The 25,101-nt window shown below is 54.4% G+C and carries 17 protein-coding genes and 1 tRNA gene; 11 read left to right on the forward strand and 7 right to left on the reverse strand.

Annotated features, from left to right (window positions below; all coding sequences use genetic code 11):
- The first annotated feature begins 522 nt into the window (after positions 1 to 522).
- Positions 523 to 3,228 carry an HYR domain-containing protein gene (locus tag OEV49_13535; GenBank protein ID MDH3892095.1) on the forward strand — a complete coding sequence of 902 codons (2,706 nt, stop codon included), beginning with the start codon at positions 523 to 525 and terminating at the stop codon, positions 3,226 to 3,228.
- A 178-nt stretch (positions 3,229 to 3,406) separates the two neighbouring features.
- On the opposite strand, the gene OEV49_13540 is transcribed toward OEV49_13535, so the two are convergent.
- From OEV49_13540 to OEV49_13560, 5 genes are all read right to left on the reverse strand, one after another.
- Positions 3,407 to 4,357: a hypothetical protein gene (locus tag OEV49_13540; protein ID MDH3892096.1), complete on the reverse strand. Its 951-nt coding sequence runs from the start codon at positions 4,355 to 4,357 to the stop codon at positions 3,407 to 3,409.
- 50 nt (positions 4,358 to 4,407) lie between these two features.
- Positions 4,408 to 7,284: a C25 family cysteine peptidase gene (locus tag OEV49_13545; GenBank protein ID MDH3892097.1), complete on the reverse strand. Its 2,877-nt coding sequence runs from the start codon at positions 7,282 to 7,284 to the stop codon at positions 4,408 to 4,410.
- 131 nt (positions 7,285 to 7,415) lie between these two features.
- Positions 7,416 to 7,757 carry an RDD family protein gene (locus tag OEV49_13550; protein MDH3892098.1) on the reverse strand — a complete coding sequence of 114 codons (342 nt, stop codon included), beginning with the start codon at positions 7,755 to 7,757 and terminating at the stop codon, positions 7,416 to 7,418.
- Positions 7,758 to 7,980: 223 nt separating this feature from the next.
- Positions 7,981 to 11,973 carry a hypothetical protein gene (locus OEV49_13555; protein ID MDH3892099.1) on the reverse strand — a complete coding sequence of 1,331 codons (3,993 nt, stop codon included), beginning with the start codon at positions 11,971 to 11,973 and terminating at the stop codon, positions 7,981 to 7,983.
- Between the two features lie 216 nt (positions 11,974 to 12,189).
- Positions 12,190 to 12,277: transfer RNA gene (locus OEV49_13560), tRNA-Leu, on the reverse strand.
- A 437-nt stretch (positions 12,278 to 12,714) separates the two neighbouring features.
- On the opposite strand from OEV49_13560, the gene OEV49_13565 reads away from it, so the two are divergent.
- The gene (locus tag OEV49_13565) at positions 12,715 to 13,500 is read left to right on the forward strand and encodes a D-glucuronyl C5-epimerase family protein (protein MDH3892100.1); all 786 of its coding nucleotides are present in this window, start codon (positions 12,715 to 12,717) and stop codon (positions 13,498 to 13,500) included.
- A gap of 355 nt (positions 13,501 to 13,855) precedes the next feature.
- Here the strand turns inward: OEV49_13565 and OEV49_13570 are convergent, their stop codons facing one another.
- Both OEV49_13570 and OEV49_13575 read right to left on the reverse strand, forming a co-directional pair.
- Positions 13,856 to 14,710, reverse strand: a complete 855-nt coding sequence (locus OEV49_13570) for a sigma-70 family RNA polymerase sigma factor (GenBank protein ID MDH3892101.1) — start codon at positions 14,708 to 14,710, stop codon at positions 13,856 to 13,858.
- An 89-nt stretch (positions 14,711 to 14,799) separates the two neighbouring features.
- A complete protein-coding gene (locus OEV49_13575; protein ID MDH3892102.1) occupies positions 14,800 to 16,302 on the reverse strand; it encodes a trypsin-like peptidase domain-containing protein in 1,503 nt (500 codons plus the stop codon).
- A 1,801-nt stretch (positions 16,303 to 18,103) separates the two neighbouring features.
- Here OEV49_13575 and OEV49_13580 point away from each other — a divergent pair.
- From OEV49_13580 to OEV49_13620, 9 genes are all read left to right on the forward strand, one after another.
- Complete coding sequence (locus tag OEV49_13580; GenBank protein MDH3892103.1) at positions 18,104 to 18,799, forward strand: class II aldolase/adducin family protein; 696 nt, start codon at positions 18,104 to 18,106, stop codon at positions 18,797 to 18,799.
- Positions 18,800 to 18,811: 12 nt separating this feature from the next.
- Positions 18,812 to 19,990, forward strand: a complete 1,179-nt coding sequence (locus tag OEV49_13585; protein ID MDH3892104.1) for an aminotransferase class I/II-fold pyridoxal phosphate-dependent enzyme — start codon at positions 18,812 to 18,814, stop codon at positions 19,988 to 19,990.
- Entirely contained in the window at positions 19,987 to 20,379 is a 393-nt protein-coding gene (gene folB, locus OEV49_13590; GenBank protein ID MDH3892105.1) for a dihydroneopterin aldolase, read from the forward strand. The genes OEV49_13585 and folB overlap by 4 nt, the downstream gene beginning before the upstream one ends.
- Positions 20,380 to 20,388: 9 nt before the next feature.
- Positions 20,389 to 20,898, forward strand: coding sequence for a 2-amino-4-hydroxy-6-hydroxymethyldihydropteridine diphosphokinase (folK, locus tag OEV49_13595; GenBank protein MDH3892106.1), 510 nt, complete (start codon positions 20,389 to 20,391; stop codon positions 20,896 to 20,898).
- Positions 20,879 to 21,538 (forward strand): deoxynucleoside kinase, encoded by a 660-nt coding sequence (locus OEV49_13600; GenBank protein ID MDH3892107.1) that lies wholly within the window; start codon positions 20,879 to 20,881, stop codon positions 21,536 to 21,538. Before folK ends, OEV49_13600 begins: the two co-directional genes overlap by 20 nt.
- A 9-nt stretch (positions 21,539 to 21,547) precedes the next feature.
- Positions 21,548 to 22,375 (forward strand): 3-methyl-2-oxobutanoate hydroxymethyltransferase, encoded by an 828-nt coding sequence (panB, locus tag OEV49_13605; protein MDH3892108.1) that lies wholly within the window; start codon positions 21,548 to 21,550, stop codon positions 22,373 to 22,375.
- Between the two features lie 24 nt (positions 22,376 to 22,399).
- Entirely contained in the window at positions 22,400 to 23,731 is a 1,332-nt protein-coding gene (locus OEV49_13610) for a hypothetical protein (GenBank protein MDH3892109.1), read from the forward strand.
- 471 nt (positions 23,732 to 24,202) lie between these two features.
- Entirely contained in the window at positions 24,203 to 24,550 is a 348-nt protein-coding gene (locus OEV49_13615; protein ID MDH3892110.1) for a DUF3024 domain-containing protein, read from the forward strand.
- A 46-nt stretch (positions 24,551 to 24,596) separates the two neighbouring features.
- Entirely contained in the window at positions 24,597 to 25,052 is a 456-nt protein-coding gene (locus OEV49_13620) for a UPF0158 family protein (GenBank protein MDH3892111.1), read from the forward strand.
- Positions 25,053 to 25,101: the final 49 nt, after the last annotated feature.

A 25,101-nucleotide genomic window follows, 5' to 3' on the forward strand; every position in this document is an offset into this window, starting at 1 on the left:
ATCGTAAATCCTTCTGTGTAAACCACAAGTTTACCACGGGTTTGACTCCTTTCATTGGTCTGAAAACTAAAAGTCAAACCCGTTGTTATATCAATCTGCCAATTTACACAACTTAGTTTACACTACCTCTTACAGCTTTGGCTTGACACAATGTACTCCATTGACTATGGTGGGTCCACATAGGATTACATGTTGGTTGAGCATATCGGGAACCGTAATGTCGCGAACACAAACTGCTCGTCGGGCCTTCGAACTCTCTTATGTGTCGCAACAAACCTTTGGTCAGCCAAATAGCGAAATGGTGACGTATTAGTTGGTGTAACTACACCGTGAGAACCCTAAACTTAATGGAGGATCAGGCAAGTACTGTTTTATGCGTCGGAGTTCCGATTGTTCACTGGGACGTTGACGGCGTAGTTCTTTGTCCAATCTAAACTGTTCTTCCGATTGCCGGAGTCAACTCAAACCGCACTGAAAGAGACCCTCGTGGTGCTCTTCCGTGTAGCGAAGGGAAAAAGAGTAATGAGAACTAACTTTGAACGCGCTGAGAAAGTGGCAGGAACATCTCCACTCTGGCTGCCACGATTGATTGCATTCGTGACACTCACTTTGGTTGTCATCCTGGCACCTGGTATCGTGCAGACACAGGTGGTAGAGGAAGCTGAGCTCAAAGACTTTTGCGGGACATATAGAGAATTTGCCGAAAAGAATCCCGATAAGCTGCTGGCTCGCGACGGAGACTGCGGTACTTTTGGTGGCTGCGACGTCCCCGCCAACCGGGACGCCTGGATACCTGATGCCAACACGCCCTGGCAGACGTTCCGTGTGAGATTCCACATTTTGCGTGAGGACGATGGAACCAACCCGGCCTGTACGCAAGCTCAGGTCGACGACAATATGGCTACAATGAACGCCGCGTATGCAGCTCTTAACATTCAATTCATTCATACAACTGAATTCAACGACGACAGCGAGTATCGTTCCATGTCCGAGGCCGAGAAGCCTGCTATGAAGGCCGCCCATGCCGACGACCCGGCAAACCAGTGCAACGTCTACGTGACAACGGTGGAGAGCGGGTTCAGCTGGGGCACCTTTCCATGGGACGCAGACGCCTTAGCAGCGAACGGCGGAATCGTTATGAACGCCTCCCATTTCGGATTTGGTGACGATGTGTTGGTCCATGAAATGGGTCACTGCTTAGGGCTTTTGCACACTCAACGCGGCGTCTCCGAGAGCCCAGACGCCTTCCCCGATTGTGACTGGGGCTGCTATGAACACGCCGGCAGCAATAGTGATGTTACCGGCGATTACTGCAGCGACACTCCGCCTACTCCCACCAACAACAGTTGCAACGAACCAGCCGGTAACGACCCTTGTCCCGGCGATGTTCCCTGGGCGCCAACCTGGCCGGAGAACTACATGGGCTACGGTGGACCCGGTTGTTGGAACGCCTTTTCGACTCAGCAAATGGGACGCATACACTGCTGGGTTGACGCTGAAATGACAAGCTGGTTGGTGGCAACGCCGATAGCTCAGTGTCAGAACGTAGAGGTAAGCGCCGACGGTAACTGCGAAGCTCAGGCTAGTGTCGACGATGGCTCTTATCATCCAGGAGGAGTCGGGATTACCCTTACGCAGATTCCCGCAGGTCCTTATAGTTTGGGAGTTACCAACGTGACCTTGGTAGTGACCGACGACAACGGTCTCGCGGATTCATGTGAAGCGACGGTGACGGTCATCGACGATACCGATCCGGTGGCGCAGTGCCCGGCTGATATCACTGTAGGCAACGACCTCGATGAATGCAGTGCCGTCGTCAATTTCGCCATCGCCGCCACAGACAACTGTCCCGGTGTTGCAGTCGCTGCTGTACCACCCTCAGGTTCCACATTCGGTGTGGGAACTACTGGAGTCACAGTTACGGCCACCGACGGTTCGGGTAACACCGATGTCTGTACCTTTGACGTAACAGTGCTCGACACCCAGGCACCCGAGATCACCTGCCCTCCGGATTACGTCTTTGAGTGTGACAACGTCGGCAGCTTTGGTACGCCGACCGCGACGGATAACTGCGACCCCAATCCGACCATCACGCTGCTCACTCGTGATTCGATCCCCGGTGACTGTCCGCAGGAATACCAGATCGTCCTGACTTATCAGGCCGAGGATGATGCCGGCAACACCGACCAGTGCGTCCAGACGGTCTCGGTCCAAGACACCACGCCACCGGTAATCACCTGCCCCGATCCGGACAGTCTTGACGTGATCTTCATTAATCCCAATCAGGCACAGGTTTTCTTTGAAGTCACCGCCACCGACAATTGCGATGACGATCCCGACATCACCAGTGACTCGCTGTCCGGCGCTATCTGGGAGATAGGCGACCATACCGTCACCGCTATCGCCGATGATGGTTGTGGCAACGCCGACACCTGTTCCTTCAGTTTTCACCTGGTCTATCTGGATATCAAGCCGAACTCATGTCCCAATCCGCTAAACGTCAAGCCATACACATCTGATAGCAAAGGCGGCGCCGAATTCGCTCTCGGTGGTTCACCCGAGGCCAATCCGAGCCTTGACGAATACGCGGCGAGAGGTGGTTTCCCGGTTGCGATTCTGGGAACCGATCAGTTTGATGTGCGCGATCTGGAGCCCGAGACCATCACCATCAACGGCGTGTCGCCGATACGGTGGTCTTACGAAGATGTCGCAACCCCGGCCTTCGACGTCGATGAATACTGTGGTTGCACCGAGGACCGTGGGGACGGTTTTGACGACTTGACGCTAAGGTTCGACATGGCATCCATTGTGGCCTCCCTGGGAGTGGTGGCTGACGGCGATGTTATTCAACTCATCATTACCGGCGACCATATAGATCACGATCCTTTCTTCGGCGGTGATTGTGTTCTTATCCGCGGCAAGAAGACCCTGGCATCCGACGGCCAACCGGAAGGGGACAACGCTTCAGCGGAAACCGGATTAATCGGAGCCAACCCCAATCCGTTCAATCCGATCACGACTCTGAGCTTTAGCCTGAGCAGTGCCACCCAGTATCGGCTCACTGTGTATAATATCGCCGGACAGGTGGTGAGGTCATTTGGCGGTACCGGTCAACCGGGTCTGAACAGTGTCGTATGGGACGCTTCTCACAACGCCAGCGGCGTATACTTCTACCGGCTGGAGACAAACAACTTCTCAGCTTCGAAGAAGATGATTCTGATGAAGTAAGCAACAACATCAACTCTGAACGACAGAAGGGACAGCAGTCACATGCTGTCCCTTTCTTTATTCCATGACTTATGCCAATCAGCAAGTTACAGTGGCAGGTCCACTGGTCACATGCAGACGCGCCGCGGACGGCCCCCGACAAACTCGTCGGGATTAGCGCCAGGAACTTTTTGAGAAGTTACTTTTGCTGGTAGTCGGCTGGTACGCTGAACCGAGCTAAATCAAACTCCTTTTCAGTGATACTTGTCACTTCTCTCTTGGTTTCCATCAGAGTCTCGAACTCGCCTGCCCCGCTTAACGATCGGAAGACGGTAGCCAGGTTTCGAATCGGGTTGAAATGCTGCGGGTCCATCAGTTCATACAGCGAATCGAGAATGGGACTTGGCACTGTGTCCGATGACGGATACATCAGTAAGGAAGTTGATTTTAGAGGGATGCCGTCACCGCGAACTACTCGCTGGGCCAACTGCTTGTACTGTTGTATCATGGCACCATCAAAACCCTGCGATTCGTATGCCCAGACCCCATTGGCGGCATTCCGATCGCTGTCCCATTGCTGATAACTTTGATACTGGCGGAGCCCAGGAACACTGGAACTAAGGCACACTTCATAGAATACTATCTGGCTGATCCCGTTCTGCTCGGTGCGTCCCAGTGACAGAAACAGCACACTGTTACAGCTATCGTCGCCGCGCTGGCCCGCGGCCGATTCGTCAACAGCATGCCTCCACTCAACCTTCGGTAGGTCCTTTCGCCCGAATTCGATGAGAGGTCGTTCATCGGGGGCCGGTTTCTGCGAATCGACCTTTGGCAGGATGACGTCTAGTTCGTAGTACTGACCACTGTCAGGATACAGCCTCCACATAGTCGGCGCATCGTAGTGGGCGATACTCGCAGTTCGTTGCGTTCCCGTATCGAGTGAGAACGAAGCGAAGGTTCCGGGAATCCACTTTACATCATTATTGCGCATGGCATTTTCTGTTAAGAACAAAGTATCCCAGGACTGGCTGGTCACTAACTCGGCGGTTTTGGTGGTAGTCTCAAATGATATTACCACACCGGCTTGAACGGGACAGATGAAGCACACTGTAAATAGCGCGCAATAAACCACACAATTCGATCTTCTCACGGTTACCTCCGGGTTGGACGTTGCATAACTCGCTGATGATCCGGACAATTCTAAGGGCACACCGGCGCGGGTCCGGACGAGAACATATAGTCAACCAGGTACACCAGATCGGCAATGTCAATTGTGCCACCGGAACCGTCAACGTCGGACGCTGCCATTACCGGCGGTTCCGGTCCGCCATTGAACATGAAATCGACCATGTAGACCAGATCGGCGATGTCGGGACCAAGGCTGCTGCCGTCGACGTCGCCGCAGACCCATCCCTGACAGAACAGAGAGACGACGCGCACATGGTCAAGATTCCATCCGGCGTAGACCAACCCGCCGTCGGTCGGACCCATCGTCCAGCGCAGATAGACCTCGGGTTCGTCATCCGCGTGTTGAGAAATGTCAAACTCGATGTCGTTCCATTGCAGATCGGCGATAACAGCGGGATTCTCCCAGAGTGTTGTCCAGTTGTAGCCATCGGTACTGATGGAAACCGTGGCTTTATCATATATGGGTTGCTCAACAGCCAGCCATCGGCAGAATCTCAGTCGCGTATTGTACATGTTGGAGCAGTCGATGGCCGGAGAGGTGACGTGCTGCCCCGGCAGGTTGTTTTCATAGTCACCGGCCAGATTGTAGCCCATCACATTGGGGCCGAGACAGCCTTCGGTCGGATCGGGCGCCGGGTATTGTAGCTCGGTCCCTCCTTGGCCCAACGGAATTCCCCGCGACCATTGTCCGCCTGAGATTGTCCAACCGGCGTCAGTCTCGAAATCATCCTCAAAGAGTGTTATCTCCTCGGTCACGGCCATAGCCGTCAGGGGTTCTGTTGGGTCGGGCGCATAGCGAGGTCCTGATTGCGATTCTTCCACGCTTATGTAGTACTCAATCTGCTGGTCACACTCGATGGCCGGCAAGATGGCTTGATACTGCTGGCCCTTCGTCCACACCAGCGGTACCTCCGCAGAATCAGTGCCGTCGACACAACAGTGGATAAGACCGCTGCCCAGCAGAGGTTCGCCCAAGCCGATGCCGGTAACCGTCACTTCGAAAGAAGTAGGCTCCATAGGTTCGACGATCTGCGGGACACCATCGGGAAACATGATGGCCAAACTTCGGACCGGTTTGATATTAACAGCCGGATCGGCGAAAAGATTGGTCTCGTAGTATGTCCATCGCATGCCGGGGTCGTCGATTCGCGCGGCCAGGTCGAACCGGGCGTCGAGCATGGCCATACCCAACTGGGGATACCCTTCGTCGGCATTGAGAATCGCATCCCAAAACTCACGATTGATCACGTGCACCGGGTGTTTAGTTGTGCGCGATCCTAATCCGGAGCGAGAATTGGCGATGCACCCGAAACCGCCAGTGGCCAATTTGACGGTAACGTATTCCGCCCAGCAATCGTTATGGTCGAATTTCCCGGCCGTGCAGCCTTCGGCATACAAGAAGCAAAACTCGGTGTTGGTAAGTTGGTTCTTCACCATGGTGGTGTCGGTGCGCATGGCGTAACCGATGAAACTATGACCCAGATGGTCTACTATATGAACGCCTGCGTTGATACGACTAATGATCTCGGCGGGCGCCCAATAATTGTATGGGAGAAAGGTCAGATCATAGAGTTTGTCGATGTCGTATTGATCGGCTGGGAAACCGCAGGTGGTAAAACCATGGGCGTTGGAACCGCCTTCCATCTGTTCCATGGCATATCCGCCGTATTCTCCCATGCCACCGAAGTTGAGTTGCTCGCCGGTCAGTAAAACCTTGGACAGATAGGCAGCCTCGCTTTCAAGGTAAGCAATAGACTTCGTCACCATGTTTGCTGCCTCCTCGATGGTTGCTGCGGAGATTCGTCCGACGCCTACTTCGGGCAACAGATCGATGTCACCACCTCCCTCGCCGTCGGTCGGTTCCGCCCAGTAAGGGTCGCCGTCGTAGTTGAATGTGCCGTCCAGGCAGCCATAGTAGAAATCGCCGGGCATGTCATAGGCGGCCAGGCTTCCCGAACTCAGCATTACTTCTACGAACACATCCAAAGCCGGGATGATGTCGTCATCGCCACCGATAAGAACCATGCTGATACCGTTCGACAAGTATTCGTTGCGGATGTAATCGCGAACCGTGTGCGGATCGGCACCGCCGACCTGATCCAGGGTATGGATTTCGGTTGGGACGCCGTGGGCGTCATGGTAGTCTTTTAAGGGCTGATAGGTGGTAGCCAGGCCGGTCGGTGAAATGACCAAGAGATCGTAACTTCGGGTGGCCGGTCCTGCCGTTGGGTAGCTGCCAAGCTGGGCCTTGTTATCGACCCGCCTGCCGACAGCCTCAGCATCGACGGTCAAACCACGCACGGTCGCAGTCGGCAAGGACTCCTCAGTATTGACAATGAGCTTCATCTCGGGAAAGTGGTAGAGAGCACCGTCGGCCGGTGAGTATTCCACCGGAATAAGGTTGATGAAGACTATTCTGTATCCGTGGAATGACTGGGTCGATTGCACCTGGAACCTGGAGAGCGGCAATACTTCGCTTCGGGCATAGGCCGCTTCATCGATTGCCAGCGGTCCGATCCGGTCCGGCGGTGTCGACAGAATAAACGGCTGTTCGATAGGCGGAAGTCGCAAGCCGGTCCCAACGAGTAGCTTTTCACCTGCTACCACTTCGACACTGGAAAGCTTTTGGCCGTAGGGTAGTAGGATTCGGGCCCTTTTCGTCGGGAGGGCCGGTTGACCGACCAATCCTGTAACCGGGCAACCGACAATCTCTGCCTGGTCGAACAGTTCGCCGGCAATCTTGACGGTTTCCACTCGCGGTCGCTCAAACGTGTATGTCCGTTCAATGGGTGCGGACAACCCGGAGCCGGCGGCCACTGCCACCGCGATGATGGTACTCAGCGCCATCCACAATAAGCCCTTCGAAGTTAAACATCTCTGCCTCGGCATGTCTCCTCCATGGTTGGATGCCGGCTGAAGGCCAGCCACACATCCGTGCGATACGGGATAGGTCCCGGATAAACCGATACGGCTACGCCTAATATAGCCTGTTCCCTCCATTAGGCAAGTCTCAACGACCTTCATTCGGCTCGGCAGGCACGAATGCGAACGACCCGCGTTCGGGCAACACGGTCACCCAGTCTTGTTCGCTCGGGCGAGGTCAGAATCAGGACCGCCCCGAGGATGCTCATAAACGGCAGGCCGTCTACCAACCGCATCAGGTTCCTCAATATGCTCCTGACCAAACCCGGCCTGGCGCCGTTCGGTTGCACCACTCGCAAACCCATCAGGCGCTTGCCCAGGGTGGTGCCGAACAGACCCTCCAGTACGACAAAGTACACAGCCATGATAACGAAAAAGGTAATGCAGATCGGGTCGGTGACAAGCCAGCCATAACCCCAGAGATGATCGCCTGCGCTCATTATCCAAACACCCTTCACCAGCCTGGTGACCGGAAAGAACACCAGTCAGAACATAAACCCGTCGGCGGCCAGGGCCAGGAATCGGACCCACAGCCCTGCATAGTGAAGAGTTTGCTCGGCTCCTGGCTTGTCGGAATCGGTGTAGTTCACTAAGCCTCCGATTTATTCCGCCGCCCCGTGATCCATCATTGCAGCCGGGGCGGCTGGTGAACATCGCACACAATCAAGGGCACAACACCGGTACCGGGCCATCGGTAAACATGAAGTCCACCAGATATACGAGGTCGGAGATGTCAATTACACCGCTGCCATCGATATCAGCCTCGTCATAGCATACCGGTACAGGTCCGCCCGTGAACATGTAGTCCACGAGATAGACGAGGTCGGATATGTCGATTTGATCACCGGAGTCGCCGTCGACGTTGCCACGGTTCCCTATGCAGCAAGCGATCCATTGGAAAGCTCCTATATCGTTACGACTGCCGTCGGAATCGTTGTACTGCGGATCGGGGTGTCCGGCATTGATGCACGGTGAGTGTGACTGTAGTCCGAAATCATGTGCGGCCGCATCGACGTATACCGGATCAACCTGGATGTCGAACGGAACCTCGACACCGTCGATATCGTAGTTGGGATTATTGTTGTAGATATCATTGTACGCCAGCATGGTAAAGTCGCTAATCGATGTTGATCTCACACCGACTTCCAGTGAGTTGGTGACGATGTTGTTAATGGCGTATCCACCTCCGGCGATCGAGTAGAAGCCGCGTTCATTATCGTGCATTGTATTGTTGATAATCCAGCTTTCGTTAGCGCCGTCACGCATACCAACACAGCCACGTCCGCCATTGCCATAGAAGAGATTCCGGCTCACAAATACAGTGCCGCCCCGGCAGTACACGACTACTCTGATTGATCCACCCACCGGTATATTATCGTGGAAGACGCAATCTCTGACAATGGTCGAATCAGAGCTTTCGATTCTTACAGTGTGATCCCCGCCGCCGCCGCCGCTGATGGTGAACCCTCGTAACTCGGCACCCGGCGCCAGAGCGCCGACGATCCGAACAGTGGGATTGTCGACAATTGCAGGTGTTAAGGTAGTTGGCTCGGCCCGGCCGCCGCCCAAAAGTACGATCGCGCGACGACTGTAATCGATGTTTTCAGTATACGTCCCGGGCGCCACTATGATCGTGTCATTGTGATAGGCAAGCTCGATCGCCGCCTGAATGGTAGCCTGCTCGGTCGGGACATTGACCAGACCGACTGAGGGCAGGGTGGAAAACTGCTCGACAGTTGACCACTCGCAGAATTCGAAGCCGTCGAAGGCCCGCACACGCCACCAGAAATCCTGCTCGGCGCCCAGCCCGGAAACAAAGCCCGAGTAGGAGAGGGGCGTCTTGCGCCGAACATGATCGGCAGAGTATACCAACGATGTCAGAGAAGGATCGTCGTAGACTTCGAAGTAGTAGTATAGTTGATCATTCTCCTGGTCCACTCCGTTTTCCGTGAACAACTGTATGTCACACGCGTGCATCACTTCTCCCCCGACCGGAGAATTCGGTGTTAGACTGGCTGTAACACTGTTCATTCGAAATGAGCGCGTTACCCAATCACCCCAGTCGTTGCCGCCGTAGACTCTGACGCGATAGAAGTAAGCCCCGCCATCGTCGAGTGTCAGACCGGCGTAAGCGGTGAAAGTGTCGGCTGTGTAAACCTGCCCGGAAGCCCACATCTCCGCTGTTGACCATTCACTGTCGGTACCGACCTCGAGTTCAAACGCGACCTGCTGCGGAAGCGTGTCGTAGTAGCTCCAGAAGAAATTGGGCGTGTGGTTGACCACATGAGCGGTATCTTCCGAGCCCAGATTCGGCACCCCTGGATAAGGATAGTTCCCGACCAGCCAAAGAGCGCCCATATCATTACGCGAGCCATTGGGGTCGTTGTACTGTGGATCAGGGTGACCGGCCTCGACACACGGAGAACCGGGCCTCAGCCGGTAATCGTATACGCTCTCATCCCAATACTGCGGATCTGCGTGTATATCGTGCTCCCCCTCAAGGCCGGCAATATCGTAGTTGGGATTATTGTTCCAAACGTTATTGTAGTCCAGCAGAGTAAAGTCCGTTTCCGAGTTGGACCCGATACCCTGATAGGCCGAGTTGGTCACGATGTTGTTTATCGCATAGCCACCGCCGGCGACAGAAAAGAACCCGCGTTTATTACTGTCAAAAGTGTTGTTGATAATCCAGGAGTCCTGGGCCCCTTCATGCAGTCCAACGCAGTAGGTGCCGTTACTGTAGAAGATATTTCTTGTCACTATTACCGGTCCATTGGAACAGGCGATCACTTCTAAACTGGAGCCCGCTCCCCATAAGTTTTCTCGGAAGACATTGTTGGAAATGATGACCGACGCGCAATTGTCGATGTACACAACATCCGACTCCGGAAACGCCCCCCAGTCGACCACCGTAAAGCCTGAGAACACAGTTCCGCTATCGGGCGTGTCGGTGATTGCAACTCCTGGGTCCATTTCCCACAAGCGGGAAAGTGTGGTGGCGTCGGGACCATCGGAACTCATCACCACCATCGGGCGGCCGTGAAGAATGAGGTTTTCCCCGTATTCACCAGGGGCTACCAAAACGGTATCATGGTCGTAGGCGGATTCGATCCCCGCCTGAATTGTCGGTTGGTCGGCAGGAACGTTTAGAGTAATTGGCACGTCTCGCGTTACAAACGAATCGACCGACCATGTGGACACCTCGTAGCCGTCGTTCGACTGCACTCGCCACCAGTAAGTCTGATCGGTGTTCAAACCATCGATGGTGTCTGTGGCTGTTTCCCACCTCTGCTCGGGGACAGAGTCGAAAGACGCCACCAGCCACAGTAGGTCTGGGTCCTCGTACAGTTCAAAATTATAGGCGAGGCTGTCCCCATCCACGTCGTCCGCATTCTCTGCCAACAGGGCCACAGCCAAAAAATGAGGTCTTGGACCGCCGACGGTGTTGAGGGGTACGGGAGTCGTTGGCTTGTTGTTCATTTGGAAATCGCGTTCCTGCCAAGGTCCCCAGATGACGCCGTTGTTGACCCTGGCGCGATAGAAGTACGTCAAGCCGTCGGTCAATTCCAAACCGGCGTAGACAACACTACTGTCGGCGGTGTAGACCTCGCCGGAGTTCCACATCTCAGCGACCGACCAATCGGTATCGGTCCCCACTTCGACTTGGTAACCAAATTGAGTCGGCAACGTGTCGAGAAATCTCCAGGTAATAGTAGGGTTGTGAGAGACCACGTGCAGGACATCTTCGTCGCCGGGCTTAAGCTCGCCCGGGAACGGGTAGCCGGCGATGTCCCAGTAGACGCCCATGTCATTGCGTGTCCCGTTTGGGTCGTTGTACTGCGCATCGGGGTGACCGGCGTCAATACACGGGGATTCCGGCATCAGGCGATAATCATGCAGGTTGACGTTGCTGAATTGCGGATCAACGTGGATATCGTAAGGGCTGGATATGTCCTCGGTATCGTAGTTAGGGTCGTTGCCCCAAACGTTATTGTAGGCCAACAGGGTGAAATCGGATGCAGCTATGGCGCCGATGCCCCGTTCCAGGGAATTGGTCACGATGTTGTTGATGGCGTATCCACCTCCGGCGATGGAAAAGAAACCGCGCTCGTTGCCGTTCATGGTATTATTGACTACCCATGTGTCATGGGAGCCTTCTCGCAATCCGACACAACCGATGCCGCCGTTGTTGTAGAATAGGTTTCGCGTGATCATGGCCACGGCATCGCTGCAGGAGATTACCTCACGATTTTGCGTACCGACTGGAATATTGTCGTGAAAAACGTTGTACCAAATCGTCGCCGAGGCTTCGTTTTGCAGCCGTACAGTGTAGGCAGGCCCGCCGCCACTGACGGTGAATCCGCGAATCTCCGTACCGACCAGTTCACCGTTGCGCATGTGTACGGTGGTCGACTCCGGGCTGGCCGGTTGAATTGTTGTGACCGCTGATCCCTCGGCGCTCAAAAGCACAACCGAGTGACCGTTAAAATCGATATTCTCCGTGTACACACCCGGCGCCACCAGCACAGTATCGCCGTCTACTGTTGCATCGATTCCGGCCTGAATTGTTGGTTGATCAGCTGGTACCTGGATCGTTGTCGCATGGAGTACACCGGATGCGAGCGCCACAAGGGCGACACAAAGTTGAGTTCTCATCTGTCCTCCGCATTGGCTGTCTTTCGATCTTCACCCAAGGTAGGGAAAAAAGGCAACTTTGTCAATGAATCAGTGGCGACTGCCGACCAAAAGCGGTGTTGAACGGTTTTTTAATCCAATTGAAGATACAAGTCGATGGCTCTCAATAAACGGGATGGCCGAGTGGGGTACTTGAAGCGTGATTGGCCCACAAGAGCCAACTAGTTGCATCTCAATTGGTGCCGAAGGGGGGACTCGAACCCCCACTCCCGTAAAGAGAACTGCGCCCTGAACGCAGCGCGTCTACCAATTTCACCACTTCGGCACTTTTCGAACCGCGGGCATCCATACAGATCGGATACCGCGACCGGGCCTCTATATAAGCTATCCTCGACCGAAAAGCAAAAAGATTTTGCCGACTAATTGCCCGAGTCCAGCCATTCCAACTCACCGACGGTGCTGTTTCGCTCATCACTCGTAAAGTGGGGCCGACACCACTGTAACGGAATAAACCAAACACTGACGATTACACTGGACAGACCTGCCTCGCCCCGCTGGTTTGTTCCCCGACTGTTGACAACGACCATATTGGTAGAGTTCAAAATGTTACAACGTCTATTATTGGCAGTACTATTACCACTCCTGAGCCTCTCCCTTCAGTGCGAACGCCGGGAGACTAAAAACATCACAGCTCTCAGCCAGGCCAATCAACTCCCCCAGCGGTTGATCGAATTACCGTTCGACCAACGGCCAAATACGTGAGTGGATACCGCTCGCGCCCGTCGGTTTATCGAGCCCATGGATGCCGACAGCATTGAACTGTTCCATTATCGGGGAGCTGATTACTACCATCCGGTTAATCTGTCACAGACTTGCCACGTGCTGCTTGCTACTTTTGTCCGGACGGGCGAGGATATTTATCTGGCGCGGGCTGAGCGGTATATGCAAAAGCTCATGTCGCTATGTCATGAGGCAGACGGTGCCTCCTGGGCGCCTTACGAGATGCTGTACGCCGTACATAGCTACTCGGCCAACAGGCTCGACCCACCATGGTACTCCGGTATGGCTCAGTGTGAAATACGGACCGTGCAGTCGCGACTCTACGAACTGACCGGCAACACCGAATATCTGGATTCTGCGCGCAAGCTGTTCCGAGCTTTGCTTGTCCTGCAGGGAACCGGTGACCGATGGGTAGCACGCATCGACACGACCGGATACTATTGGATTGAGGAATACCCACTTGATGACCGACCCGCTCAGACGCTAAACGGGTTTGTCACCGCTCTGTTCGGCGTCTATGAGTATTACCTGGCGTCGCACGATCCACAGGCACTCGAAGTGTGGGAACTGGCTCTGACTACGCTGAAAGCCTACCTACCGGACTTCCATCGCAACGGACAAAGCAGTCTCTATTGTCTGGGTCATCGACACGAGGCTAATCCGGGGTATCATAAACTTCATATCAGCCAGATGCGAGATTTGCATCGTCTCACCGGAGATAGCTTCTTTCTCATGATGGCCGAGGTGTTTGAATCATTCCAGCCGTAGGGCAGGATCCCTGTGATCCTGCCGATCTTGGCGGCATCGCAGGGATGCCGCCCTACTAATGTAGGCTGTCGGGTCACAACCAGGCCTTCGGTGTGTCCACTCATGGGTCCGTTGAAAGAACGACGACACCGTCATTGCGAGGTATCCCGCGCCGCGCGGGATGCCGTGGCAATCTCAATTCGTTGTGCAGCAAGACGTATGAGATTGCCGCGCTCCTCCGCCCCGCCTGAGGCGGGGATCGCTCGCAATGACCAGAAATGGGCCTTTTTCAGCGCCCCCCACAAGTTTGGCCCCTTTCCACACAAAAAAACCGCCCTCGGGAAAGGGCGGTTAGTACAGTCTGGGTCCTGTTCGCTTAATTCAAGTAGGCACGCAGGGAGCGACTGCGTGAGGCATGACGGAGCCGGCGGATTGCCTTCTCTTTAATCTGCCGCACACGCTCACGCGTGAGTGAAAAGCGAGCACCGATCTCTTCCAACGTAAGAGCCTTTTCATGATTGAGGCCGAAGTAAAGATTGATCACCTCAGCCTCGCGCGGCGTCAGCGAATCCAGAGCTTTCTCGATCTCAACTTTCAAAGACTGACTCAGAAGCGCTTCATCCGGCGACGGCTGTAGTTCATCCTCCAGCACGTCGATCAATGAGTTGTCTTCTGAAGTGGAAAACGGCGCATCCAATGAGAGGTGGGAATTGGAGATTTTGAGAGTGTCGGCCACCTCACTTTCCGACAGCTCCAGTTCTTTTGCAATTTCCTCGGCCGAGGGGAGACGTCCCAACCCTTGCTCCAGTCGACTGGAAATCTTGCCTATCTTGTGCAGCGTCCCCACTCTGTTGAGGGGGAGCCTGACAATTCGGCTCTGTTCAGCCAGCGCTTGCAGGATCGCTTGACGTATCCACCAAACGGCGTAGCTGATGAATTTGAATCCCCGGGTCTCGTCGAACCGTTTGGCCGCTTTGATGAGGCCGATATTGCCCTCATTGATTAGATCGGCCAGGGACAGACCCTGATTCTGATACTGTTTTGCCACCGAGACTACGAAGCGCAGATTAGCCTTGGTCAGTGCTTCCAGGGCACGCATATCACCCTGCTTGATTTTTCTGGCCAGCCGCACTTCCTCTTTGGCGTTGATCAAAGGAGTTTCCCCGATTTCGCGGAGATAGAGGTCCAAAGACCGGTCTTCATCGCGATATTTTAGGGATTGTTTAGCCACTTGTGTTGACTATCTCCTTCCTATGGGTTTGGCCGATCACACTTTTCCATCCACTCAGATGGACCGTCATCGACCGTTATATGTTCCAATTATGGCCTGATGACCTTGCGGACCATCGTGCCGTCCGGTTCCAAAACTATCACTGAAACGTGTTCGGTGGATCGTTCCAGACTGCCAAGTACTTCTTCTACGTCCTCAAGCGACTTCACTGTGACATCATCCAGTGAAAGGATGACGGTGCCACGAGTGATCGAGGCATAATCAGCCGCCGAACCGGCTTGCACTCGCCTAACATATACGCCGTCGGCCTCGCGCAAATTCATGGCTCGCGCTATATCGGGCGTGAAATTGACCAACTCCATCCCAAGCCACTGCTCGGAAACAAAGTCATCTTCCTCGGTAGCCCGCACTGGTCGCGCCCGACGAGCGTCGTCACGGTCGCCGATCAGAGTCTCCAGAGTCAGGTGTGACCCATCTCGTACGATCTGCACCGGCGTCGGAAGACCTTCGCGAGCTGTCGAGACCAGGACTGAAAACTGACCGGAATTCTCGACCGGCTGATCGTGGAACCCGACGATGACGTCGCCTTCCTTGAAACCTGCATCGTCGGCCGGTGACTGAGCCACCACCGAGTCTATGGTGATTCCCTTGACCGATTCCAGACCCTGTCGTTTGGCCTCGCGCTGTGTGACCGGATGGTACCATATACCAAGCCAGCCACGCGATGCCTGACCGGTGGCAATCAAGTCGGGAACTATGGCCCGGGCCAGGTTAACCGGAATGGCGAACCCGATACCGACCGAGCCGCCCGAGGGACTGGATATGGCGGCGTTGATACCCACGCACTCACCTTGCAGGTTCAAAAGCGGACCGCCGGAGTTACCGGGGTTGATCGAGGCGTCGGTCTGAATATAGCTTTGATAGTAAGGCCGCTCACCACCGCCAAAATGGAGGTTGCTGCGCCCGACCGCCGATATGACACCGACTGTCACCGTGCGCTCCAATCCCTGCTGCGGAAATGGATTGCCGATGGCAATGGCCCAGTCACCGACTTTGATATCGTCGGAGTGTCCGAACGGGATTATGGTGATATCGTCTTCCGGTTCGACTTTCAGTACAGCCAGGTCTGTTTCCGGGTCGCGGCCGACCAACTGGGCGTCATACTGATAGCCTGAAGCCGTGCGAACAGTCATTTCGACAGCATCTTCTACGACATGGTTGTTGGTCAGGATATACCCGTCCTCGCGAAAGAAGAACCCGGAGCCGGACGAAGTTTGATAGTTTGATCCGTGGTACCACCAGGGCATGCGCTCTGTTTTGGATTTGGCCGATATATTGACCACAGCGTCGGCCACGGTCTCTACGACGGCTACAAACGGCGATTCGTACTCACCGTCGCGCTCGACCACAGGATAGGCCCCGGCCTGCGATACGACCGGCAGGTTGACCGGGCTGCTCTTCTCAACCGAGAATGGCAGGTGCGGCGCCACCAGAATTCCAATGAGGGTAAAAATAGCGGCTGCCAACCCCACCGAAACAAGCCGCGACCCCTTCCGATTGTGTGAATCCTCCCGGATTCCTTGTTCAACCAACTACTGTCTTCCTCCAAATACGGTAACCGTGTAAAATACCAATCCGGTCTCGCCGTGTCAAGTGGTTTCTGGGCGGCCGGAGCTTTCTATATAAGTTATAACGCAAAAGGGGCCAATATGATGGAAAAAACTTTTGAGATGGTGAAATCTACCCTATTTGCCGGGTATTGGGAGTGATAAATCAGCCATGAATGGCCCCCTTGCGCTTCGCGCGCCCCGACCTCAGGCTGAGCGAAGTCTCGGGGCGAGACCATCTCGTCCTTGTCACCCCGAGCGGAGTCGAGGGGCGCGGCAATCTCTCCCCTCTGTCATGCCGGACTTGATCCGGCATCCATCTTCTCTTGTAGGGTGGGTCCGCCTTCGCCGAAGGTCCGCCGTAGGCGGGAACCCGCCGAAGTCGGCAGGGTTGCCTGGCGTTGTGGTGGCCGAGTCTTCAGACTCGGCTATAAAAGAAATATACTGAAGTCTCACCCAAAAAGACATCTGTTATCGGCCAGCGCACCCAAATGTCAGGCGGGACATGGCCGCACTCCAATCTATTATGGCCGTATCCCCTACACCGTGATGATGTAACTCATACAGGACTGCGGCCCATCTGACGTCGCCGCTTGATTTTCGCCATCTCTCTCTCACGGTACACCGCAGATTAGACCAAGTGTCTGGACACTGCCTGAAGTGTTTCGGATTGCCCCAAGATATCAAATCCGCCCAGGAGCGATAAACCACGGACCTATCCCGGGACAGCGCTTGGTCTAACGGGAAGTTGCGCGGACCTGGTATGCCTTGTGTTCTTCCCGCTAGTGACCAACGTATATCTATCTTAGATCTTTGGAGAGTCCTGAATGACTCAGAGAGGTACTTTGTCTCCCCACCGATGAGCAGATATGTCCGGAGCGCTTTCTTCTCCGCTTCTGTCGATCTACTGAATGCGAGTTTCCATATGTCCTTTGCAATATCTGCAGCTTTGGCCTGCTTAAGCCACTTCACTTCGCAGGCCATCCCAGCGTCATTCTCGTCTGGCACCACGGCCACGTCATGCTGAATGGGACGCCCCTGACTTGGACTGTGACTGCGATCACTGTAGCAGGTGGAATTGGACCAATTGGCCGTATGCTCTGTCGTCACCCTGAATGCTTGATCAGGGTTCGACAGACAAAGCCCACGTGCGAACGATGCTCGTATGTATTCCTCGGTCATAATAAGACGCGTTGGTGTGGCGAGTTCTGCCGCGAGTGCGGACTCCACCAACAGAAAAGCCCGTGCCATCCAATCCTTATACTCTTTGGCTATCAGGGAATCACCTCAGGCGCTATGATATATTGTTCGCTTTGCCACCCCATGGCACTGACAAGTACGCTGACAATGCCAATGATCCAGCCGCTGTATTCCTCGAGTACAGTTTCCATCAAATCTTCCAATTGTTGCATCAATATAGGCCGTTGCGTCTACCAAGACAATGACTAAGCTGGATGCCGGATCAAGTCCGGCATGACAGGCGTGGATGTTGTAGCCCGTCCCAAACAGGGTTTGAGACGGCCACCCGGACGAACCTCATGCCTCGACTCCGCTCGGCATGACAGTGATAAATCACTCTTTTTTTCGCTCCGCACGTCTCACCTGCACACACAAATTGTTAACACTTACAAGTGGTGGTGGGCGACACCGCCCGACACCCGAAAGCTGTCAGGCGAGGTCGCCTGACAGCACCTGAAACGGCGGCGGGTTCACGCCGCGGCGCGCAGGCGAAGACCGACCCGCCCTACAAGATAGAACCCACTTATGGGTGGCGTATGTTGTTGACTTGGCAGGAAAATGCGTCTACCTTCTGCCCATGATTAATGCTTCACCGTTCATTATGCGTAAAGCGGTAGCCGAGTTCGGCACCCGCCTCTACGAACAGCAAATGATCGCCGGGACCGACGGCAATCTATCAGTACGGCTCGGTGATGACCGAGTATTAGTAACGCCATCCGGTCTGCCCAAGGGACGACTGGCGCCCGAAGACATGGTGATCGTAGACATGAACGGCAAACACCTGCAAGGCAGCCATAAAGCATCGGCGGAACTGGCTATGCACCTGTTGGTGTATCAACGTCGCAGCGAAGTCAACGCCGTCATCCACGCCCATCCCCCCCACGCGACAGCTTTTGCCGTGGCCGGGATCGGGCTTGAGTCCGATGTGCTGCCGGAAGTAGTGGTCTCGGTCGGTAAGATTCCGTTGACCGACTACGCCGGACCGGGGACCGATGAGGTTCCCAAATCGATTGAGCCGCACGTCGACACCTGTAACGCTTTTCTGCTGCGCAATCATGGTCTGTTGACGGTCGGCCGGTCGTTGGATGAAGCGTATAATCGGCATGAAGTTGTTGAGCATTATGCCCGGATTGTCCTGCTGGCGCGGCATCTTGGAAACATCGACGCTATTCCCGGCGAGGATTTCAGGAGGCTCGAGCGAATGCGTGAGAATCTGGATAAAACCTGGGACCCCAAAGTCTAACGGGTTGTTTTCGTGCCTGTAAAAAAGATCATCGTAGAAAAGGCTAACCGGTTGTATCAGTTGCCGCCGGACCTGCTGTCGTTTGCCCAACCGCAGAAGCGGTTGAAACTGCTCCAAAAGACCGAGATTCTGGACCTGACTTCGTTCCGCTGGCCGGTGGAACCATCGGATAGCCCGCCAGTCGACAATTATCTCGAACCGGCCGGTAAAGCTGACATGCAAACGCTGAAAGAATCGCTGGCCGAATGGTATCGGTCGGTGCATGGCGCCAAACTCAACCCCAACAAACATGTCTTTATCGGCAGTTCCATCTCGGCCAACCTGCTGGGCCTGGGCATGGCTTTTATCGATCACGGCGATATCACCTTTGTGCCCGGGTTGGGTCTCCCCCTGTATCGCCGAGTGGTTGGCGCCTGTGGCGGCGAAGCGGTGGCTTATGCCGTGTTGTCGCAAGATGGCTGGAAGCCGAACTTTGAACGAGTGGGTACCAGATTGGGACGAGTGGCGCGCGTCCTGTTCGTTAACACCCCGCACAATCCGACCGGTGCTGAACTGAGCGAGAAGGAAATGACCGAGCTGGTGTGGCTGGCGATCAAAGAGAATGTCATGATAGTCAACGATGCCGCCTACCAGACTTTCGCCGAGCGGACATCTACCAGCTTGATGAGTGTGATCGGCGGCAAGAAGGTCGGCGTGGAGGTAGGTTCGTTCTCCTATCACTTCGGACTGCCCAGTCTGCCGCTGGCTTTTGTGGTCGGCCATCGCGATGTAGTCAGTGGACTGAAACTGTCCAGCCGACTGACCCGTCCGTTTTTGTTCACTGCCCACGTCCGGGCCGCGATGGAGGCAATGCGCCAATACCCCAACCCACCTTTGCAAGCCGCGCGAAAGAAGATATCACAAACCGCCGGCCAGGTGGGCAGCTTCCTGGACACGCTCAACCTTGAGAAAACCGGCTACGATACGGTCCCATTTGTCTGGGCAAGGTTGCCCCGGCGAAGTCCTTCGACACGCGCCGCCACGCGACTGCTCAAGCGCAGCCGCATCCTGGTGGCGCCGGGTTCCGCTTTTGGCGAACTCGGCGAAGGATACCTCAGATTGTCGCTGACACCGGATGCTACAACCTATCGGGAGGCAACCGATCGGTTGCGAAAGCGCCGGTTGGCACAACAGAAAGATGCAGCCGAATGAAAGACATCATCCGCATGACCGGCATGTCGTTTTATGGCTACCACGGTGTCAGCGCTGCCGAGCGTGAGACCGGACGGATGTTCGAGGTTGATTGCGAACTCGAAGTCGACCTGGCCGAGGCGGGTCAGTCCGACCAACTCATCGACACTATCGATTACGCCAAAGTCTACGACACCGTCCGCGAAACGGTCGAGGGGACGGCCTTCTCGTTGCTGGAGGGTCTGACCGGTAAACTGGCCACGCGAATTCTAAATGACTTCGGGGCCTATCGGGTTACTTTGCGCGTTCGCAAGCTTGATCCCCCTCTGGGCGGACACGTAAAACATATTGAAGTTGAACTGACGCGCCACCAGGCGGACACTCAGAAACTCATCAACAACGAATCATAGAGGCATACGATGTCTGAAACTGTTTTTATTCTCGCCGGCTCGAACATGGGTGACCGTGAAAAAAACCTGGCCGACGCGCTGGCCAAACTTGAGTTTATCGAAGGTCTCGAAATCGTCGCAACATCTGCCATCTACCTGTCGGAGGCCGATGGTATGGACTCTGCGGCGCCATCGTTTATGAATCAGGCCGTGATGGCCGACTATCGGTTCACTGCGGGTGAATTACTTAATGCTCTGGAGTTGATTGAAAAGAAGCTCGGTCGCACCGGCAAAGGTCAGCAACTGCCGCGCACTATCGACCTGGACATACTGTTGTTCGGGCAACAGGTGATCGAGAGCGAGCGGCTGTCCATACCGCATCGGGAGTTGCTCAATCGACCGTTCGCCATGGCGCCGATTCTGCAGATTGATCCGAAAGTGACTCATCCGGTAACGAAAAGGCCGGTCTCGGATTTTCTCAGTGACGAAGATCGAAACAAAGTAATGTTGTACAAGGACCATGTCGCAAGACAACCTTAGACCCAATTACATAGCCGTTGAAGGCGTCATCGGCGTCGGGAAAACATCGTTCGCCAAGATGCTGGCCGAGCGACTCGAAGCCGAGTTGCTGGCTGAAGAAGTCTTCGAGAACCCGTTTCTGGTGGATTTCTACAAGCATAAAAAGCGGCATGCCTTCAGTTGCCAGTTGTTCTTCCTGCTGTCGCGGTTTCAACAACAGCAGCAACTGATGGTGCGGGATCTGTTCGCTCAACGGATCGTCGCCGACTATCTTTTTGCCAAAGATGCTATCTTTGCGTCGGTGAACCTGGCCGAGCGCGAACTGGCTTTGTATGACAAGATCGCACCGATTCTATCGAAAGACGTTCCCAGACCGGACCTGGCGATCTACCTGCAAGCATCGACACCGACACTGCTGCAACGGATTCGCAAAAGGAACTACACCTTCGAAAAGACAGTCGGTCCCGACTATGTCGAGATGCTAAACAAAGCATACGACTATTACTTTTTCAACTACACCGAAACGCCGCTATTGGTGGTCAAAACAGACGAGATCGACTTTGTGGAGAACCCGGAACACTTCGATGACCTGATCGATCAAATCGAAAAACCGATGAGTGGCAAAAAATACTACGTGCCGGCCGGCAACGTCGTATTATAATGAGACATTATGGGATACCTTGACGGAAAGAAACGGATGACGATCGGTCGCATTCTGAAAAAGAAAGCATCCGGTGAGAAGATTGCGGTGCTGACCGCGTATGACCACTACACGGCACACCTCTTGGACGAAGCGGGGATCGACATGACCCTGGTCGGCGACTCGGCGGCCAACGTTATTCATGGCTACGACTCGACGCTGCCGATCACGATGGACGTGATGGTGGCTCACTGTGCCGCTGTAGCGCGCGGTACCGAGAATGCACTGGTCATCGCCGACATGCCGTTCATGTCGTTTCAACCGTCGACTGAGACGGCTATTCTCAATGCCGGACGCTTTCTCAAAGAAGGCGGTGCGCACGCAGTCAAACTCGAAGGTGGTCTGGAAATCGTACCGACGGTCAAGCGGTTGGTCGAGATAGGTATCCCTGTCATGGGGCATATCGGTTTGACGCCGCAGTCGATCAATCGGTTCGGCGGTCCTCGAGTACAGGGCCGGAAGAAAAAGTCACAGACCTATCTCAAAGAGTCGGCGCTGGCTCTGGAAGAAGCGGGCGCCTTCTCGATGGTGCTCGAATTAGTCGAGAACGACACAGCGCGCGAGATCACTGAGAGCCTGAAGCGCGCGGCGACTATCGGTATCGGCGCCGGTGTCGCTTGCGACGGTCAAGTACTCGTGATCAATGATATTCTGGGGCTGGGTGACACTGAGTTCAAACCGAAGTTCGTGCGCCGCTACGCCGACCTCTCCCCTGTCATTTCCGATGCTGTCAAACGCTTCATCGCCGACGTCAAGTCCGGCGAGTATCCCTCAGATGATGAGTCGTATGGGGGGTAGGGGGCACCATATGCAAGGTGATTTGTGCTGAACAAAACAGACCCGGGAAAACTAAACGCCAGCCGAGTGTACTTTACCGAGTTTGATCGAGTCACTTATTCCCAGGTGGCTTGGACGCCTTCTGACGTGGAGGGGATCAAACTCGCTCTGATCAGGAAGTTGAAGCTGTTGGCTTTGACAAAAGGTCATGTTGTTATCGCAGCTTCTCACCTGTTGGAATCAGAGCTTGCTCGTGAGCTCCTGCTACCCCACCCAGAGTTATTCTCTGAACGCATAGTTGTGCCTGCCCTCCGTGAGGAATTTCCAACGTGCGTCGACTTTATGGAGAGCAAACAACACGCTCCGTCACAAGGGGAGGCCGAGTTATATTGCGGTGCCGATCAGAGCGAGATGGCCCAATTGATTGATGACAGCGCCCGACCAGTGAAATGGAACACGGCCGAAACAAGTACTTGGTTCAAATCTAGACTGCTTTCCGATCTTCGGAACCCCAACAGCCTACCGGGCCTGATGCTTTCCGAAAATGGCCTTTCGGTTCCCGAATCCATGTGCTCTGAACTTGAGAACACCGCTTCGCTCAGCCGCGGAGCGGTCTACAGCGCCTCACAACAGTGTGGCGAATTGACATTCAGAGAAATCATCACTTCCTATGCGGACTTTCTGTATTATCTATCCGGTGCGCGAGCTGTTGACTCAGAGGGAATCCTCCCGCAAGAGAACATCGTTGACTTCCGTTTATCTGACCTCAGCGGAGCCAAAACCAACCTCTCGGAGCATGAGGTGTTCTTTAAGATTTTCGTCGATCTAGTTAAGACCAGTACATCTACTTATTTTCCGACTGATCTCTTGGACGCAATTACGGTTGAAGATTCAATCGAGTTACACCGGATTGCCGTTGAAGCTTCGTTTGTCGAAAAGTACAACGATATTCAGACTAAAACCAAAGCCGGTCTCATGATGACAGATCCAGAACGGCTGGTGTTTCTGATGCACGAACTGGAGGAGCTCGAACGCGAATTGTGGAGTGAATACAGAAACGCCATCTATAGTGAGCTTCCTCTGCAGCATCGCAAACTTATGAAGCGTCGCGCTGCTCAGTTTATTCACTCGGTTGCATCTGTCATCATCACACCGTACGGTCTTGTAATGGGAACCAAGGACATTCTGGTCTCAGGGCTGCGACTGATTAGCCTGGACGGCATCGCTTCACGTATCGAGTCAAGAATCGAGAAGAGTCTCCGTGGCCTTGAGTCGGCAGTGGCGAAGACGACAGCCGGCCAGAAGCCGATTCTATTGCAATATATCGACAAACTGAAATCCCGATACGCGAGTAAGATGCTTGGACCTCAAGATTAGCAATCCGCTTCGGTTCGGCAGCAGTGATACCCAGAGCCCTCGACGTTAGGCACCGTTTGAAGATGTCGAAACCCGCCCTTCGGCAGCGCACAGGACGACACGGTCAAGCCGTGACTCTCACCCTTAGGGCCAAGAGGTTTCGCCCTACAAGACTGGATACTGGCCTCCGCCAGTATGACATAGGCGGAAAAGATGGATTCCCGCCTGCGCGGGAATGACACCCATAAATGTGTTCTTTGCGCTTCGCGCACCCTTCAACTGCATTCGGAGTAACAATGGGTGCGAGGGGATGACAGGTAGGGCGTGCGCGACGCCTTTCTGACAACGGCGTCAGGTCTCTAAGAGAAGAGAGACCTGACCTACAAGACTTCGCGCTCCTTTGAGAACAGCGTGAGGTTTCGTCCTTGACTTGGAAACGATCCCTACCTAGACTGTATGATCGTTCAAAGTAAGAGTTGAGGTATCAAAACCATGGCGTTCAGCAAAACAGAAACGAAACGGTATGAGAAACAGGTGGCCGCGTTTGTTGAGAAGCGCAGACCGCCTGAACACATTCGCGACCAGGTGGATATCGCATTCCGGATCAAGGGCCAGAGCGTCGAGATATTTGAGATTCGACCGAGCTTTTTCAAACCCAAAGTGAAGATGGAAGAAGCCGTAGCCAAAGCGACGTATGTACGTACCCAGGGGATATGGAAAGTGTTTTGGCAGCGAAGGGATTTGAAGTGGCATACCTATGAGCCCTCTCCCAGGCTTCGGACTCTTAAGAAGTTCCTGGATTTGGTGGATGAGGATGCCTTGTGCTGTTTCTGGGGTTAGGTTCATTGGTCGGTAGCCCTGCGCTATTGACCAAGTAGGATTTACTATGCCAGCAGAAGTATTACTCAAAGACTTAGTCGACGGCATGCAGTTTCAGTCGGATCTGGCCAAGTCGTTCCTGAATACTGTGACCGGAAAAGTAGTGACCATTACCGAGGATGAATTCAGAGCTGTTGATAACGAGGTGAATTCACTCGGTTTCAGTGAAGAAGAACTCAAGGATGCTCGTGACGTGGAAAAAGGAGAGGACTACATCGCCCTGCCGAGTCAATTCGACACCAACGAGTACAAAATGCTAGAGCGGTTTGCCGATTCGATCGATAACCAACACCACTCCGACGAGTTGCTTAGAGCGCTACGCGGTCGCGGCGCTTTTCGACGATTCAAGGATACTACCTACAGACTGGGAATTGAGAAGGACTGGTACACGTTTCGCGATCAAGCCTACGAGGAACTGGCCGTCGAGTGGTGCGAAGAGAACAACATCAAGTATCGCCGTTAGTTTCTTGTCGGTCATCCCTGTGGTCTCGACCCGCACGGTTCATGGTTCG

This window comes from Candidatus Zixiibacteriota bacterium, assembly GCA_029860345.1.
Lineage (GTDB): Bacteria > Zixibacteria > MSB-5A5 > GN15 > FEB-12 > JAJRTA01.